This window comes from Streptomyces sp. NPDC101490 (assembly GCF_044767145.1).
In the GTDB taxonomy this organism is placed as follows: Bacteria; Actinomycetota; Actinomycetes; order Streptomycetales; family Streptomycetaceae; genus Streptomyces.
The window spans coordinates 646834-662419 of the sequence record NZ_JBIWNI010000002.1 but is presented as its reverse complement, the minus strand read 5'-3'; the positions used below and the strand labels follow the sequence as shown (position 1 = coordinate 662419).

At 74.5% G+C, this 15586-nt stretch carries 13 protein-coding genes and 1 pseudogene; 8 read left to right on the top strand and 6 right to left on the bottom strand.

What is annotated here, in order from left to right; all coding sequences use genetic code 11:
• Positions 1-35 precede the first annotated feature (35 nt).
• The 3 genes from ACIRQY_RS06820 to ACIRQY_RS06810 form a co-directional block, all read right to left on the bottom strand.
• On the bottom strand, positions 36-1310 hold the full coding sequence (locus tag ACIRQY_RS06820) for an MFS transporter (protein WP_403922713.1): 1275 nt from the start codon (positions 1308-1310) through the stop codon (positions 36-38).
• A 231-nt stretch (positions 1311-1541) separates the two neighbouring features.
• A complete protein-coding gene (locus ACIRQY_RS06815) occupies positions 1542-2876 on the bottom strand; it encodes a maleylpyruvate isomerase N-terminal domain-containing protein (protein ID WP_403922712.1) in 1335 nt (444 codons plus the stop codon).
• Positions 2873-3454: a sigma-70 family RNA polymerase sigma factor gene (locus tag ACIRQY_RS06810; RefSeq protein WP_351781162.1), complete on the bottom strand. Its 582-nt coding sequence runs from the start codon at positions 3452-3454 to the stop codon at positions 2873-2875. Before ACIRQY_RS06810 ends, ACIRQY_RS06815 begins: the two co-directional genes overlap by 4 nt.
• Before the next feature lie 198 nt (positions 3455-3652).
• Here ACIRQY_RS06810 and ACIRQY_RS06805 point away from each other — a divergent pair, with 198 nt between their 5' ends.
• Positions 3653-4090, top strand: coding sequence for an STAS domain-containing protein (locus ACIRQY_RS06805; RefSeq protein WP_351780937.1), 438 nt, complete (start codon positions 3653-3655; stop codon positions 4088-4090).
• On the opposite strand, the gene ACIRQY_RS06800 is transcribed toward ACIRQY_RS06805, so the two are convergent.
• A complete protein-coding gene (locus tag ACIRQY_RS06800; protein ID WP_351780939.1) occupies positions 4062-5576 on the bottom strand; it encodes an AMP-binding protein in 1515 nt (504 codons plus the stop codon). The two genes, ACIRQY_RS06805 and ACIRQY_RS06800, sit on opposite strands and share 29 nt — an antisense overlap.
• A gap of 148 nt (positions 5577-5724) precedes the next feature.
• On the opposite strand from ACIRQY_RS06800, the gene ACIRQY_RS06795 reads away from it, so the two are divergent.
• The 4 genes from ACIRQY_RS06795 (at position 5725) to ACIRQY_RS06780 (ending at position 9782) form a co-directional block, all read left to right on the top strand.
• Entirely contained in the window at positions 5725-6915 is a 1191-nt protein-coding gene (locus ACIRQY_RS06795; protein WP_351780941.1) for an amidohydrolase family protein, read from the top strand.
• A complete protein-coding gene (locus ACIRQY_RS06790) occupies positions 6915-8051 on the top strand; it encodes an acyl-CoA dehydrogenase family protein (protein ID WP_351780943.1) in 1137 nt (378 codons plus the stop codon). Before ACIRQY_RS06795 ends, ACIRQY_RS06790 begins: the two co-directional genes overlap by 1 nt.
• Before the next feature lie 6 nt (positions 8052-8057).
• The gene (locus ACIRQY_RS06785) at positions 8058-8921 is read left to right on the top strand and encodes an acyl-CoA dehydrogenase family protein (protein WP_351780945.1); all 864 of its coding nucleotides are present in this window, start codon (positions 8058-8060) and stop codon (positions 8919-8921) included.
• A 417-nt stretch (positions 8922-9338) separates the two neighbouring features.
• Positions 9339-9782: an ATP-binding protein gene (locus ACIRQY_RS06780; RefSeq protein WP_351780947.1), complete on the top strand. Its 444-nt coding sequence runs from the start codon at positions 9339-9341 to the stop codon at positions 9780-9782.
• Between the two features lie 183 nt (positions 9783-9965).
• Here ACIRQY_RS06780 and ACIRQY_RS06775 read toward each other — a convergent pair whose 3' ends face one another.
• Positions 9966-10892 carry a cyclase family protein gene (locus tag ACIRQY_RS06775; protein ID WP_351780949.1) on the bottom strand — a complete coding sequence of 309 codons (927 nt, stop codon included), beginning with the start codon at positions 10890-10892 and terminating at the stop codon, positions 9966-9968.
• 103 nt (positions 10893-10995) lie between these two features.
• On the opposite strand from ACIRQY_RS06775, the pseudogene ACIRQY_RS06770 reads away from it, so the two are divergent.
• From ACIRQY_RS06770 to ACIRQY_RS06760, 3 genes and pseudogenes are all read left to right on the top strand, one after another.
• Positions 10996-11904: pseudogene (locus ACIRQY_RS06770) on the top strand (SDR family NAD(P)-dependent oxidoreductase); the annotation flags it as partial.
• Between the two features lie 182 nt (positions 11905-12086).
• Positions 12087-13142 (top strand): Zn-dependent alcohol dehydrogenase, encoded by a 1056-nt coding sequence (locus ACIRQY_RS06765; protein WP_351780951.1) that lies wholly within the window; start codon positions 12087-12089, stop codon positions 13140-13142.
• 144 nt (positions 13143-13286) lie between these two features.
• Positions 13287-14498, top strand: a complete 1212-nt coding sequence (locus tag ACIRQY_RS06760; RefSeq protein WP_403922711.1) for an MFS transporter — start codon at positions 13287-13289, stop codon at positions 14496-14498.
• 74 nt (positions 14499-14572) lie between these two features.
• Here ACIRQY_RS06760 and ACIRQY_RS06755 read toward each other — a convergent pair whose 3' ends face one another.
• A complete protein-coding gene (locus ACIRQY_RS06755) occupies positions 14573-15571 on the bottom strand; it encodes a GlxA family transcriptional regulator (protein ID WP_403922710.1) in 999 nt (332 codons plus the stop codon).
• Positions 15572-15586 lie beyond the last annotated feature (15 nt).

The following is a 15586-nucleotide window of genomic DNA, read 5'->3' as shown; positions in this document are numbered from 1 at the left end:
GTGTCGCGGAAGGTCCGGCGTACGGGCCACGGGCCTCACGGCGCGGGGACCGGGGCCGTGCGGGGTGCCGGGCGGGCCGCCCGGCGGGCGGCCGGGCCGGTCGCCGCCCCCGCCGCCGCGAAGACCCCGCCCAGCAGCAGCCAGCCCGCCGGACCGCCGCCGACCAGCAGGGTGGTGACGACGAGCGGGCCGAGCGTACGGGCCACCGGGACGCCCGCGCCGTAGAAGCCCTGGTACGCGCCGACCCGGTCGGCGGGTGCGAGCCCGAGGCCGAGCTGCCAGGACCCGGCCGAGTGCCGCATCTCGGCGGCCACCAGCAGCACCGAACCGAGGACGAGGACCAGCACGGCCGGTCCCGCGCCCAGCCCGGGCAGGGCGGTGACCGCGAAGACGGCGCAGGCCGCGCCCATGACCGCGCCCGCTCCCCGCACCGCGCGGGCGGCCGTGTCCGTACCGGTGACGGAACGGGCGGCGCGGACCTGGAAGAGCGTCACGGCCACGGTGTTGAGGACGAACAGGGCGGAGACCGTCCAGCCCGGCGCGGCCGTCCGCTGGGTGATCCACAGCGGCAGGGCGAGGCTCAGGACCGGCATCCGCAGCAGCATCACCGCGTTCAGCAGGGTGAGCAGCACATAGGGCCGGTCTCGCAGCACGTCCGCCCCCCACCCGGACCGCCGCGACTCCGGTACGGGCCCGGCGGCGGCGGGCACGGGGGCCGGGAGCCGGGCGAGGAGCAGCGCGCAGAGCAGGAACCCGAGGGCGTCGAGCGCGAACACGGTGAGGTAGGCGCCGCGCGTCCCCGCGTGCAGGGCGATCCCGCCGAGGGCCGCGCCGACGGCGAGCCCGGCGTTCAGGACGGCCTGGAGCCGGGCGAGGACGGCGGTGCGGGCGGCGGGGGCGACCAGCCCGGCGAGCAGTGCCTGCCGGGCGGCGGCGAGGCCGGTCTGCGCGGAGGCGTACAGGGTGGCGGCGGCGAGGAAGGCGGGGAACGAGCCGACGAGGAGGAAGGCGCCGACGGCGAGGGCGGTCACCAGCGCGAGGAGCGCGGAGGTGCCGCGCGGTCCGCGCCGGTCGGCGAGGGCCCCCAGCGGCACCCCGGCGATCGAGCCGACGGCCCAGGCGACCGCGAGACCGGCGGCGACCTGCGCGGCGGAGAGCCCGACGATCTCGGTGAAGTACAGGGCGGAGGCCACGTAGAAGGCGCCGTCGCCGACGGAGTTGCTCCCCTGGGCGAGGAGCAGCGCGCGGGGCGCGCGGGTGGTCCCGAGGCCGTCGCCGATGTGTTCCGGGGGGAGGGAAGTGTTCGCCATGGACACGACGGTATGGCGAAATGGCCCGCACGCCTTGGTCCATTGACGGGCCCTGGGAGTGGGCCACTTGAGCGAGGGGGGGCCGGAGATCCCGGCCTGCGAGGTCCACTCGGGGGAGGCCCCCGGCCTGTGGGGTCCACCTGGGGAAGGCACCCGGCCCGCGGGCGGCGCCCGGGAGGCGGCCCGCCCACAGGCGGCCCGTTCACCGTCGGCCCGGCGGAGCCGCCCCGCCTACAGTCTGCTCAGGGACGCCGCCGCCGACAGGACGTCCCGGATGGCCTCCCGGTCGCCGTCCTGGCCCGCCGCCGCGTCCTCCGGGGAGATGTGGCCCGCGACGAGCTGGCAGAACTCCGCCCCGTCCATCGCCACCTGGGCCACCGACAGGTCCGGGGAGCCGATCGCGGCGGGCGAGTCCAGGGCGATGTACCAGTGGCCGCCGCCCGCGCCCTCCACCTCCAGATGGAGCGAACGGCCCGGTGCGCCCGCCGCGACCAGCTGGCGCGCCGGGGCCGCCCGGCCCGCCCGCCGTCGGCCCGCGAGCGCCGCCGGGAGCAGCCGTGCCGCCAGGTCGATCATCCCGTGCAGATGCGCGCTGCTCGGCGGGGCGTACGGGTAGGCCACCGCGTTCGCGATGTCGTCCGCGTGTACCCAGCACTCGAAGGCCCGCTCCAGGAGCGAGTCCCGCAGCGGCAGCGCGAAGTCCTTGTAGGTGACCGTCAGGTCCGCCGTGTCCCGGCCCGCGAAGGAGACCGTGCGGATCAGGGTGTGGGTCTGGTCCCGCCAGGGCCCCCGCAGGGTCCGGCCCGGCGGGTGGTCGAGCCCCGACCAGAACGTCTCGGTGCGTTCGGTCGGCGACAGTTCGGGGGTGCCCGCGCCGAGCGGGTCGTCGAGTCCGAGCGCGGCCGTCACCAGACCGTCGACGGCCAGCAGGTGCCCGATGACCCCGGCGACGGTCGCCTTGCGGCGCACCGGCCGGTCCTCCTCGTACCACTTGAGGCGCACCGGCGCGTGCCACTCGGACTCGTCGATGTCCCGGAGGAGGGCGTCGAGCCGCGCGGTCTCCGCGTCGTACGGGGTGACCCAGTCCGGTACGGGGATGCGGGCCGGGCGGCGGCCCAGGCAGTTCTCCAGGACCCGGGACCGCAGCAGCGGGTCGAGGTCCAGCTCGCGGTCCTTGTGGAGCAGGGCCACGGCGTCCCGCAGCCGGAGGGCCTCGTCGGCGCAGGGCGCGCACGAGGTCAGATGGTCCTCGACGGCTCTGGTCTCGCCCGCCGAACACGCCGAGAGCGCCCAGGCCCCGAGCAGGGACTTGAGCACTCCATGGGTCAGGACCGGCACCTCGGGCTCCGGTTCCGCCTCCGTGCCGGACGTCTCGTGGGGTGCCACCCCGGACTTCCCCTCCGTGTCGTCGCCGTGCGCCGCGCCCCCCACGGGGGCCGCCGGGTCCCCGGCCAGGTCCGCCGTCGAGCCGGACGGGAGGTCCGCGCGGTGGTCCGGGGCCCGGTGTCGAACCGGGGCCCGGGAGGCGCGTGCGACGTCCTCCGCGCCGCCGTTCGCCCCGGTCACCGGGTCCGCCCGAAGCCGGGCGGCGCCCCGCCCTCGAAGGGCCGGATGTTGGCCGAGGAGAGCAGTTGGAGACCGAGTCTGAGCCGCCGCCGGGCCTCGTCCTCGGTGATGCTGAGGTCGGCGGCGGTCTGACGGTAGTCGCGGCGCTGGAAGTACGCCAGTTCGAGGGCGGCTCTCAGCGGGGTCGGCATGGAGGTGACGATGTAGTCCGCGCGGGCGGCGGCGGAGGCCCGGCGGACCTTCTGTTCCAGCTCCTCGGCGGAGCCCCGGCCGGTCTCCGCGTACGCCGTCGCCTCGGTCTGCCGGAGCCGCTGGACGGCCTGCCGCTGGGTCAGCCCGGCGACCCAGGAGCTCATGCTGCCCTGCTTGGGGTCGTAGGCGTCGGCGTTCTCCCAGATGTAGCCGAAGACCTCGCGGGTGACCTGGTCGGCCGCGTCGTCGTCGTCGAGGACGCGGTGGGCGAGGCTGTGCACCAGGGAGGCGAACCGGTCGTACAGCTCGCCGAGCGCGGCGGCCTCGCCGCGCGCCAGGCGCTGCTGCATCCTGCGGTCCCAGCGCGGTGGTGTGTCCATCGCCATCCGGTCCTCCAGCCCCTCCCGGCCTCCGTGCGGCTCCGCGGTCTCCCGGTTCTCCGGGTGCCCTTCCAAAGTAACGGCCGTGCGGACGGCGCACGCCTGTTTGCCGCAAGTGCGCCCTTGACGCGGGCGCGGGTGGTAAGGAGGGCGTCACGGTCGGTCCGGGGGTTTCGTCCGTTCCCGTCGGGGCAGGCGGGGGGCGTGACGACGATCGAGGTCGACGAGGACGAGTACGGCGCCTGGACGGTGTTCCGGGTGCGCGGGGAGCTGGACCTGATCACCTCCCCCCGGATACGCCGCCGGGTCCACGACGCGGTCGCGGGCGGCCGGCACGATCTGGTGGTCGATCTGTCCGGGGTGCGGTTCTGCGACTCCAGCGGGGTCGGCGTGCTGATCGCGGCCCGCAGACTGCTGCGGTCCTGCGGCGGGCGGCTCCGGCTGATCCTGCCGGAGGACCGCGAGGGACACGTCGGCAAGGTGCTGGCCACCCTGGGCGTCCGCCGCCTCTTCGAGGTGTACGGGAGCGTGGCCGAGGCGGTGGAGGCCGGGCCCGGCGCCCCCGGGGGCGACGCCCGGGTGCCCCTCGCGCGCGGGCCCCACGCCCGGCGCGTCAGCGTGGCGCGCCGAACCGCTCCCTGAGCCGGTACTTGAGGACCTTCCGCAGGGTCTCGTTGCGGGGCAGCGCGTCCACCACCTCCAGTTGTTCGGGCAGCTTGTGCGGGGCGAGACCCGCCCCGCGCAGGAAGGCGGTCACGGCCGGGAGGTCCAGCGGGGCGGCGCCGGGAGGCTGTTCGACGACGGCGCAGACGCGTTCCCCGCGCTCGGGGTCGGGCAGCCCGACGACGGCGGCGTCGCCGACGCCGGGGTGCTCGTGGAGGAGGTCCTCGATCTCCTTGGCGGAGATGTTCTCGCCCTTGCGGATGATGATGTCCTTGAGGCGTCCGGTGAGGACGAGGTGGCCGCTCGGGGTGAGGTGTCCGAGGTCCCCGGTGATGAGGAAGCCGTCCGCGTCGAAGGCGGCGGCGGTCTGCGCCGGGTCGAGATAGCCCGCGCAGACGGCCTCGCCGCGCAGCAGGACCTCGCCCGAGCCGGTGATCCGGATCTCCATCCCGGCGGGCGGGCGGCCCTCGGTGGTGGCGAGGTTCTCGGTGGTGTCGTCCGGGTCGCCCATGGTGATCATGGGGACTTCCGTCATGCCGTAGCCGTGGGTGAGCTGGCAGCCCAGCTCCTTGCGGACGGCGTGGTAGATCTCCGGGGGTTTCGGCGCGCCGCCGCCCGCGAGGAGCCGGAGGGTGGGGATGACCGGCTCGTCGGGCCGCTTGCGCTGCTCGGCGAGGAACATCGCGTAGAAGGCGGTGGAGCCGCCCGCCACGGTGACGCCGTGCCGCCGGTACTCGTCGAGGGCGGCGGGCAGCGCGAACTGCTCGAACATGACGGCGGGGAAGCCGTAGAGCAGCAGCATCACCGTGTAGTCGGGCCCGGCGATGTGCGCGTACGGGAACGCCATCGAGCCGACGTCGGCGTCGGTGAGCCGCAGCGCGTGGGCGAGGCAGGAGCCGCCCGCGAGGAGGGAGCGGTCGGTGTGCAGCACGCCCTTGGGGTCGGAGGTCGTGCCGGAGGTCCAGTAGATCCAGCGGACGTCGGTGCCGGAGGCGGGCGGCGGGGGAAGCACCGCCGGGTCGCCGTCGGGCAGGGTGCCGGGGCCGTGGACCTCGAAGATCCCGCGCGCGCCGAGCCGCCGGGCCATCTCCGTGTGGTCGAAGCCGCGCCAGACGCCGGGCACGGCGAAGAACTCGGCCGCCGAGGCGCGCAGCGCGAAGCCGGTCTCCTTGTCCCGGTAGAAGGGGATGACCGGGCTCTGTACGGCTCCGAGGCGGGCGAGCGCGAAGGACAGCACGGCGGTCTCGATCCGGGTGGGCAGCTGCCAGGCGACGACCGTGCCGGGCCGCACCCCCATGCCGTACAGACCGGCGGCGCACCGCTCGGCCCGGTCGCGCAGCCCGCCGAAGGTGAGGGTCCGGTCGTCCTGGAGGAGGACGGGCCGGTCGGGGGTGAGGGCGGCGCGGCGTTCGACGAGTTCCCAGAGCGTGCGGGACCCGCTCAGGGCGTGTGCGGTGGCGTTCATGCCCGTACCCCCTCGTGACTGACGGAGTGTCAGATCGTGCGGAGAGCGTAGAGGTCCGGTCCTTGTCGGTCCAGGGGTGCGGGGCTAGCCTGATGTCCAGCCGATATCTGACGGGTCATCAGAAAAGCCTTCGGGAAGAGGACGGGCCATGACGGAACTGCCCCGCATCATCAGCGTCGACGACCATGTGATCGAGCCCGCCCACCTCTTCGACACCTGGCTGCCGAAGAAGTACCGGGACCGGGGCCCCCGCCCGCTCACCGCCGGGATCGGCGAGCTGGAGTACGTCGGCGGGAAGTACCGGATCACCATGGACCCCGCCGGACCGCCCACCGACTGGTGGATCTACGAGGACCTCAAGTTCCCGTACAAGCGGAACATCGCCGCCGTCGGCTTCGACCGCGACGAGATGACCCTGGAGGGCATCACCCGCGAGGAGATGCGCCGGGGCTGCTGGGACCCGGCCGCCCGGCTGAAGGACATGGACCTCAACCACGTCGAGGCCTCCCTCTGCTTCCCCACCTTCCCCCGCTTCTGCGGGCAGACCTTCGCCGAGGCCCACGACAAGGAGGTCGCCCTCGCCTGCGTCCGCGCCTACAACGACTGGATGGTCGAGGAGTGGTGCGGGGACAGCGGCGGACGCCTCATCCCGCTCTGCGTCATCCCCCTCTGGGACATCGGCCTCGCCGTCGCCGAGATCCGGCGCAACGCCGCCCGGGGCGTCAAGGCCGTCACCTTCTCCGAGATCCCCACCCACCTCGGCCTGCCGTCGATCCACTCCGGGTACTGGGACCCCTTCTTCGCCGTCTGCCAGGAGACCGGCACCGTCGTCAACATGCACATCGGCTCCAGCAGCCAGATGCCCGCCGCCTCCCCCGACGCCCCGCCCGCCGTCCAGGCCTCCCTCAGCTTCAACAACGCCATGGCCTCGATGATGGACTTCCTCTTCAGCGGCGTCCTGGTGAAGTTCCCCCGGCTCAAGCTCGCCTACAGCGAGGGCCAGATGGGCTGGATCCCGTACGCACTCGAACGCGCCGACGACGTGTGGGCGGAGCACCGCGCCTGGGGCGGGGTCCGCGACCTGATCCCCGAACCCCCCTCCACGTACTACTACCGGCAGATCTTCTGCTGCTTCTTCCGCGACAAGCACGGCATCGCCTCGCTCGACGTCGTCGGCCGCGACAACGCCACCTTCGAGACCGACTACCCGCACGTCGACTCGACCTTCCCGCACACCAAGGAGGTCGCCCTCGACCACGTCCGGGGCCTCGACGACGAGACCGTCTACAAACTCATGCGCGGCAACGCCATCCGCATGCTCGACCTCGGCATCGTCTGATGGACCTCGGCAGCACCGGCGAGGAGGAGGAGTTCCGGGCCCGCCTCAGGGAATGGCTCGCCACCGCCCTGCCCGACCTCCCCGCCCGCCCCGACCCGCTGGACTGGCCCGCCCGCCGCGCCTACGACTGCGGCTGGCAGCGCAGGCTCCACGACGCGGGCTGGGCCGACGTCCACTGGGACGCCTCCCCGACCCAGCGCCTGATCTTCCTGGAGGAGACCGAACGCGCCGGAGCCCCCTACGTCGGCGCCAACTTCGTCGGACTCCTCCACGCGGGCCCCACCGTCGCCGCCGAGGGCACCCCCGCGCAGCGCGCCCGCTGGCTCCCGCCGATCCTGCGCGGCGACGAGGTCTGGTGCCAGGGCTTCAGCGAACCCGAGGCGGGCTCCGACCTCGCCGCCCTGCGCACCCGGGCCGTCCGCGACGGCGACGACTACGTCGTCACCGGCCAGAAGATCTGGACCTCCCACGCCGAGGTCGCCGACTGGTGCGAACTCCTCGTCCGCACCGGCCCGGCGGCCGGCCCCAGGCACCGGGGCATCAGCTGGCTCGCGATGCCCATGGACGCCCCCGGCGTCACCGTGCGCCCCCTGCGCACCCTCGCGGGCTCCACCGAGTTCGCCGAGGTCTTCCTCGACGAGGTGCGCGTCCCCGTCGAGAACCGCGTCGGCGAGGAGAACGACGGCTGGCGCGTCACCATGGTCACCCTCTCCTTCGAACGCGGCACCGCCTTCGTCGGCGAGGTCGTCGCCTGCCGCCGCCTCCTCGGCGAACTCGCCCGTACGGCCAGGAAGAACGGCACCTGGGACGACCCCGTCCTGCGCCGCCGCCTCGGCAGGCTCTCCGCCGAGTTCCTGGCCCTCTGGCGGCTCACCCAGGCCAATGTCAGCGAGGCCCGGGCGACCGGCGGGGTGCCGGGCACGGGCGGCTCCGTCTTCAAGCTGCACTACTCGCACGCGCGCCAGGAGCTGTACGACACCGCCGCCGACGTCCTCGGCCCCGACGCGCTCGACCTCGGCCGCGACTGGACCCTGGACCGGCTGTCCTCGCTCTCGTACACGATCGCCGCGGGCACCTCCCAGATCCAGCGCAACATCGTCGCCGAGCGCCTCCTCGGCCTGCCGAAGGGCCGGTGACCCGCCGTGGACTTCCGACTCACCGACGACCAGCGGGCCCTGCGCCGGGGCGTGCGGGACCTCCTCGAAGGCCGCTTCGGACGGACCGGACTACGGGCCGCCGTCGACTCCGGGGGGACCCTGGACCGCGCCCTCTGGCGGGAACTCGGCGCGGCCGGGTTCTTCGCGCTCCGGCTCCCCGAGGCCGACGGCGGCGTGGGCCTCGGCCTCCCCGAGGCGGTCCTCGTCTTCGAGGAGGCGGGCCGGGCCCTGCTGCCCGGCCCGCTGGCCGCCACCCACGCGGCGGCCGGGACCGTGCCGGGAGCGGCGGACGGCTCCGTCGTCGTCACCTCCGTCGGGGAGGGCCTGGTCGCCTGGCTGGACGAGGCCGACGTGGTCGTCGGCGACGCCTCGGGCGCCGTCCCGATCCGCTCCCTCGACCCCCTCACCCCGCTCCACCGGGTGCCCGGCGGGCGGGACGCGGGCGGACCGGTCGAGATCCTGCTCACCGCCGCCGAACAGGTGGGCGGCGCGACGGCCACCACCGACCTGGCGGTGGCCCACGCCACACAGCGGGAACAGTTCGGACAGGTGATCGGCGGGTTCCAGGCCGTCAAGCACCTGTGCGCCGGGATGCTGGTACGCGCCGAGCTGGCCCGGGTCGCCGTCCGCGCGGCCTCGCTCACCGCCCACCCGGTCGAGATCGCCGGGGCGAAACTGCTCGCCGACACGGCCGCCGCCGCCAACGCCCGGGACTGCCTCCAGGTCTTCGGCGGCATGGGCTTCACCTGGGAGGCGGACGTCCATCTGCATCTGAAACGGGCCTGGGTACGGGCCGGTCTGCGGCTGCCCGCCGCTCGCGCGGAGGAGGTGCTCGCCGCCGCGCTGTGACCGGGCGGGGCCGCCGCCCTCCGCCCGGGGCGGAGGCCGGTTCCGCAGGGTGACCGGGGGAGTCGCGCTCCGCGTCCGCCGGATCACGCACCGTCGATACCGTGTCGTGTCCTCGGGCGGGGCCGTCACGGCCCGGAGTCGGCCCCCGCCTCCGGTACTCTCCGTGGGATGCGCGTGCTCGTCTGCCCGGATCGTCCCGGCGCCGCCCCCGGGGCGGCCCCGCGACGGGGAACGCCCGCTTCTCGCGCCCGGCGTTCGACTCCCCGCGACGTGCGTCGCACAGTATGGAGCACACGTACTCCTTCGCGCTGGAATATGCCCGAAGCGCTTGTTGCGGTGACTTTACGTCAACCATGCTGTCCCACAAGGGAATCACGTTCCGTGAAGGTGTGTCCGCCGGTTCGGATGGTGTGAGCGGTGCAGGTGCTTCAGATGCAGTTGGAGGTCGGGGCCGACCCGGCCGAGGTGGGGCGGGCCAGGAGGTGGGCCCGTTCGCGGCTCGCGGGCTCGGGCATAGGCGACGACGAGCCGCTGGCCGAGACGCTGGTGCTGCTCATCTCCGAACTCGTCACCAACGCCGTGGTGCACACCGGCTGCCCGGCCGTGCTCCGGATGCTGTTCGGGTCCGAGGGTGGGGTACGGGTCGAGGTCGCCGACCGCAGCGACCGCCCGCCGAGACCCCGGCACGCGCGGGGCGGGGACACCAACGGGCGCGGTCTGGAGCTGGTGGACGGCCTCGCGGACCGGTGGGGCTGGGAGCCCGAGGGGCGCGGCAAGAACATCTGGTGCGAGGTGGACCGGGCGCCGGCGGCCCCCGGGCACGGGCCGGGAACGATGTCCCCCGGACGGGTGCGCTGTTGACGGTTCATGGCGTTCTGCCCACTCTGGAGTGAGCGATTCGTGGCGAGGGGAGCCGAGGGCCGCGCGGTCCGGCGTCTGTCCGGGCGGGCCCTCGACAGGTGCGGGTCGTGACCGGGTGGCGGCGTCCGTGCCGCGCTCGGGGCGCGTGCGAGCGCGCCGCCACCCGCGAGGACCGTGGGGGGATCACAGGACCGCCACCGGCGCCACCGGAGCGCCGGTGCCACCGGTGAAGGGCTCCGGCGTCGCCGCGAGCAGGAAGGAGTGGCGCCGCTCCTGTGCACAGGCTGTGGACAGTTCCTCCAGGTTCCAGTTCTGCCCCTGGAGCATCCCCATCTCGACCAGGTCGAGGGCGTGCACCGGCATCCACAGGTCCTCTATCTCCGGCGGGAAGATCTCGAAGGTGAGGGTGTCGTCGGCGACGGCGGCCACGTCCCGCGCGTGGAACCACTCCGGGGTGCGGATCGAGAGCCCGGGGGACGGGAAGGCGTACCCGTGCCGGTCCCCCGCCAGGTACAGCCGCATCTGACCCGTCCGCACGAGCACCACGTCACCGGCGCGTACGGTCACCCCGCCGAAGTCGGCCGCCTCGTCCAGGTCCTCCGGGGTGACGGCGTGGTCGCCGGGCAGCCGGTCCACGCCCTTGGCGGCGGCCACGTCCAGCAGGACCCCGCGCGAGACCAGGTGCCGGGCCGTGTGGATGCCGCTGTACGCGGACCGGCCGTGCGGGGTGACGGAGTCGGCGGGGCGTCCGTTGTAGAGGCGGCCCGAGTGCGAGGCATGGGTCAGGGCGTCCCAGTGGGTGCCCGCCTGGAGGCCCAGGGTCGCGGTGTCGTCGCTGGTGGCGACCGTGCCGGGGCCGAAGAGCTCCTGGTTGATCTGGACCATGGCGTGGAGCGGGTTCACCCGCCCGGGGATCATTCCGGTCTGCACGCCGTCCTGCTTCAGCTCCACGGCGAGCGGGACCCGCAGTCCGCTCCTGACGGTCGCGGCGGCCTCCCGCACCACCTCGTCGGTGATCAGGTTGAGGGTGCCGATCTCGTCGTCCCGGCCCCAGCGCCCCCAGTTGTTGACGCGCGCGGCGATCTCGTGGAATGCGGCGGGCAGCGACATCGGGGGCCTCCGGGGTCTTGTTATCCGGTATCTGACGGGTCGTAGAATCCGGTTCGACGAATGAATCTAACGGACCGTCAGAAAGTGCGGGAAGGGGCCGGGCATGGGGAACTTCTTGGCTGGCAAGGTCGTCGCCGTGACGGGCGCGGGGCGGGGCATCGGCCGTGCCGTCGCCCTCGCGTGCGCGGCGGAGGGGGCGAAGGTCGTCGTCAACGACTACGGGGTGTCCATCGAGGGCGGGGAGCCCGCTTCCGAGGTCGCCCTCGGGGTGGTGAAGGAGATCGAGGCGGCGGGCGGCACGGCCGTCGCGGTCGCCGACGACATCGCGACGATGGCGGGCGGGCAGCGGCTCGTGGACGTGGCCCTCGCCGAGTACGGGCGCGTCGACGGGGTCGTGTGCGTGGCGGGCATCCTGCGCGAGCGGATGCTGTTCAACATGTCCGAGGAGGAGTGGGACCCGGTCGTGGCGACCCACCTCAAGGGCACGTTCACCGTCTTCCGGGCGGCCTCGGCGGTGATGCGCAAGCAGGGCGGCGGCACCCTGATCGGCTTCACCAGCGGCAACCACCAGGGCTCCGTGGCCCAGGCCAACTACTCGGCGGCCAAGGGCGGGATCATCTCGCTCGTCCGCTCGGCGGCGCTCGGCCTCCACAAGTACGGGGTCACCGCCAACGCGGTCGCGCCGGTCGCGCGGACCCGGATGTCGGCCAACGTGCCGATGGAGCTGAAGGAGATCGGGGAGCCGGAGGACGTGGCCGCGCTCGTCGTCTACCTCCTCTCCGACCGGGCCAGGGAGGAGAAGATCACCGGGCAGGTCTACACGATCGCCGGTCCCAAGATCGCGGTCTGGGCCCAGCCGCGCGAACTGCGCGCCGGGTACGCGGAGGGCGGCTGGACCCCGGAGCGCATCGCCGACTTCCTGCCGGGCACGGTGGGCGTCGACCCGATGCCGATGCTGGCCCGGCTGGAGGAGATGGCCAGGGCGGCGGCGGAGGGAGCCCGTCCGAACGCGGGGGCCCGCCCGGACGCGGGGGCCCGCCCGGACGCGGGTGCCCGCCCGGACGCGGGCGGGGGAGGAGCACCGGGTGCGGGGGGCCCGGCGGGGGCCTCTGGTGCTTCTGGTGTCTCTGGTGCGTCCGGTGCGTCCGGTGCGTCGGGTGCGTCCGGTGCTTCCGGTGAGACGGGTGCGTCGTCATGAGGGGGGTGGTCTTCGACGGGAAGCGGATCGAGGTCGTCGACGACCTGGAGGTCCGGGACCCCGGGCCCGGTGAGGTACTGGTCCGGGTGGCCGCCGCCGGACTGTGCCACAGCGACCTCGCGGTGGTCGACGGGACCATCCCGTTCCCGGTGCCGGTGGTGCTCGGGCACGAGGGCGCGGGGGTCGTCGAGGCGGTGGGTCCCGGGGTCGTCCATGTCGTCCCCGGTGACCACGTGGCCCTGTCCACGCTCGCGAACTGCGGTGCCTGCGCGGACTGCGACCGGGGGCGGCCCACGATGTGCCGGAAGGCCATCGGGCGGCCGGGCCGCCCGTTCTCGCGGACCGGCGACGGCACCCCGCTGTACCAGTTCGCGTCGAACTCGTCGTTCGCCGAGCGGACCGTCGTCAAGGCGGTGCAGGCGGTGCGCATTCCGGAGGACATCCCGCTGACCTCGGCCGCGCTCATGGGCTGCGGGGTGCTGACCGGGGTCGGGGCGGTGCTGAACCGGGCGAGGGTCGGCCGGGGCGAGACCGTCGTCGTCATCGGCACCGGGGGCATCGGGCTGAACGTCCTCCAGGGGGCCCGGATCGCGGGCGCCCTGACGATCGTGGCCGTGGACACCAACCCGGCGAAGGAGGAGGTGGCGCGGCGGTTCGGCGCGACCCACTTCCTGTCCTCGGCGGACGGGGTGCGGGAGATCCTGCCGACCGGCGCCGACCACGTCTTCGAGTGCGTCGGGCACACCGGACTGGTCCGCACGGCCGTGGACCTGCTCGACCGGCACGGGCAGGCGGTCCTCCTCGGCATGACCGGCCCGAAGGCGGAGGCGACGTTCCTGCCCGCCGCGATGTTCCTCGACAAGTCGATCCTGGGCTGCCGTTACGGCTCCTCCCGCCCCCAGCGGGACATCGCGCTGTACGCGGAGCTGTACCGCACGGGCACCCTCCTGCTCGACGAACTCGTCACCGCCACCTACCCCGTGGAGGACTTCGCCCGCGCGGTGGAGGACGCGGAGGCGGGGAAGGTGGCCCGGGGGGTCCTGACCTTCTGACCACGGCGGGCGGACCGCACACCGGCCGGTCGCCGGACGGCCGCCTGCCGGGCGGGTCCGGCGGGGGCGGGTCCTCCCGTACGGGCGGCCCGGCGGCCCGGCACCCCCTGGGCAACAGGGGCGTCAGCCCCTACGGTCCTGGGCATGTCCTACCGTTCGCTCGCCACCCGTCCCGTCCTCGTCTGGTCCGCCGTCACCGTCACCGGGCGGCTGCCCGTCGCCATGGCGCCGCTCGCGCTGGTGTTCCTGGTGCGGGAGCGGCCCGGCGGGTACGCGCTCGGGGCGGTGCTCGCCGCCGCGTACGTCCTCGGGGAGATCCTCGCCGCACCCGTCCTCGGGCTGCGGATGAAGGCCGAACGGGCCCGGCCACAGCTCGCCGCCGGGCTCGCGGCGGGCGCCGCCGGGTTCCTCGGCATCGGGTTCCGGCCCGACGCCCACCCCGTCGTGCTCGCCGCCTTCGCGCTGCTCGCGGGCGCCGGTCCGGCCGCCGTGCCCGGCGGGATGCGGGCCCTGCTCACCCGGCTGGTCCCCGAGCGGGCCGTCACCCAGGCGATGAGCATGGAATCGGTACTGACCTTCGGCATCTGGGCCGCCGCCCCCGCCCTCGCCACCGGGCTCGCGCTCGGCGTCGACCCCGCCCTCCCGCTGCTGCTCGCCGGGACGTCCATGGCGCTCTCCACCGCCGGACTGTGGCTGCTCCCGCCCGGCTGGGCCGGTGGGCCGCAGGAGAAGGGCGCGTCGGTACGGCGGGCGCTGCTCGCCGCCTGGCCCGTGTACCTCATGGGCGCGGGCGCCATGACCCTGCTCGCGCTCGCCGAACTGACCCTGCCCGCCCTCCTCGAACAGCGCGGGATCGGGATCGGCTGGACCGGCCCGCTGCTCGCCGGGTTCTCGGTCGCCTCGGCCGTCGGCGCCTTCGTGTACGGCCTCCGGGGCGGCTGGCCCGGCAGACTGCCGGTGCAGTCGCTGGTCCTGATCCTGGGCGTGACCGCCGGGGTTGCCCTGGTCGCCGTCCTGCCCGGAACACCGGCCATCGGGATCGCCCTGGCCTGCGCCGGGCTCCTCATGGCCCCCGCCAGCCTCGCCCGCAACCTGACGCTCCGGCAGCTCCTGCCGCCGTCCGCGCTCGCCGCCGGGTACTCCGTGATGTACGCGGCCGTCGGCGCGGGCTACGCGGTGAGCGGCGCCCTCGCGGGCGGGCTGCTCCACGTGGTGGCCCCCTCCACGGCCATCCTCTGCGGGGTCGGCCTGACCCTGTTGCTCACCCTCGCCGGCGCGCTGGGCGAACACCGCGCGGACCGCCGGAGCCCCGCACCGCTTCCGGAGGAGACTCTGGCCCGGAAGGCGAACCGGTAGGCCACCCCGTACGGGTGTCCCCTAGTGCCCGGCCCGGGCCCGTACGGGCAGACCGGCCGTACCGGCCGGACCCCTTAGACCGTCTCCGTCTCCACCCCTGTCTCCGTCCCTGCCCGGAACGTGCGCCGGTACGACGTCGGGGTCACGCCGATCGCGCCCATCAGGTGCACCCGCAGTGACTGGGCCGTGCCGAAGCCCGCGTCCCTGGCCACCCGGTCGACGGGCAGCGCGGTGGTCTCCAGGAGGTGCCGGGCCCGCTCCACGCGCTGCTGGGTGAGCCACTGGCCGGGGCTGATGCCGACCTCGTCGCGGAACCGGCGGGTGAACGTCCGTACGCTCATCGCCTCCTTCTCCGCGAGGTCCCGCAGCTGGATCGGCTCGTGCAGCCGGGCCAGGGCCCAGGCCCGCGCGGCGGTCGTGGTGTGGGTGCCCGCCTGCGGCAGCGGGCGCTCGATGTACTGGGCCTGCCCGCCGTCCCGGTGCGGCGGCACGACCGTCCTGCGGGCCACGTCGTTGGCGACCGCCGTCCCGTGGTCGCGGCGCACGATGTGCAGGCACAGATCGATCCCGGCGGCCACGCCCGCCGAGGTGAGGACGTCGCCGTCGTCGACGAAGAGGACGTCGGCGTCGACCCGGACCCGGGGGAAGACCCGCTGGAAGTGCGCGGCGGTCGCCCAGTGGGTGGTGGCCGGGCGGCCGTCGAGGTACCCGGCGGCGGCGAGCACGTACCCGCCGGTGCAGATGGAGACCAGCCGGGTGCCGGGCCGGATGTGGGCGAGGGCGGCGGCCAGCTCCCCGGTGAGCCGCCCCTCGTCGAAGACCGGCCCCAGCTCGTAGGAGGCGGGGACGACGACGGTGTCGGCGGTGGCGAGGACCTCCGTACCGTGCTCGACGTGGATGGAGAAGTCGGCGTCGGTGGGGACCGGCCCGGCCGTCGGGGCGCAGGTGACGATCTCGTACAGCGGGTTCCCCGAGGCGTCCCGGGCGCGCCCGAAGATGCGGTGCGGGATGCCCAGTTCGAAGGGGAGGAGGCCGGGCAGGGCGAGGACGGCGACACGGTGCGGCGACGGCACGGGCGGTGCTCCCTC

What these genes read in the sequence shown, in the direction of transcription:
- ACIRQY_RS06820 (WP_403922713.1), bottom strand. Translation starts at nt 1,310, where the DNA reads ATGGCGAACACTTCCCTCCCCCCGGAACACATCGGCGACGGCCTCGGG.
- ACIRQY_RS06810 (WP_351781162.1), bottom strand. Translation starts at nt 3,454, where the DNA reads ATGGCGATGGACACACCACCGCGCTGGGACCGCAGGATGCAGCAGCGC.
- ACIRQY_RS06800 (WP_351780939.1), bottom strand. Translation starts at nt 5,576, where the DNA reads ATGAACGCCACCGCACACGCCCTGAGCGGGTCCCGCACGCTCTGGGAA.
- ACIRQY_RS06795 (WP_351780941.1), top strand. Translation starts at nt 5,725, where the DNA reads ATGACGGAACTGCCCCGCATCATCAGCGTCGACGACCATGTGATCGAG.
- ACIRQY_RS06790 (WP_351780943.1), top strand. Translation starts at nt 6,915, where the DNA reads ATGGACCTCGGCAGCACCGGCGAGGAGGAGGAGTTCCGGGCCCGCCTC.
- ACIRQY_RS06775 (WP_351780949.1), bottom strand. Translation starts at nt 10,892, where the DNA reads ATGTCGCTGCCCGCCGCATTCCACGAGATCGCCGCGCGCGTCAACAAC.
- ACIRQY_RS06765 (WP_351780951.1), top strand. Translation starts at nt 12,087, where the DNA reads ATGAGGGGGGTGGTCTTCGACGGGAAGCGGATCGAGGTCGTCGACGAC.
- ACIRQY_RS06760 (WP_403922711.1), top strand. Translation starts at nt 13,287, where the DNA reads ATGTCCTACCGTTCGCTCGCCACCCGTCCCGTCCTCGTCTGGTCCGCC.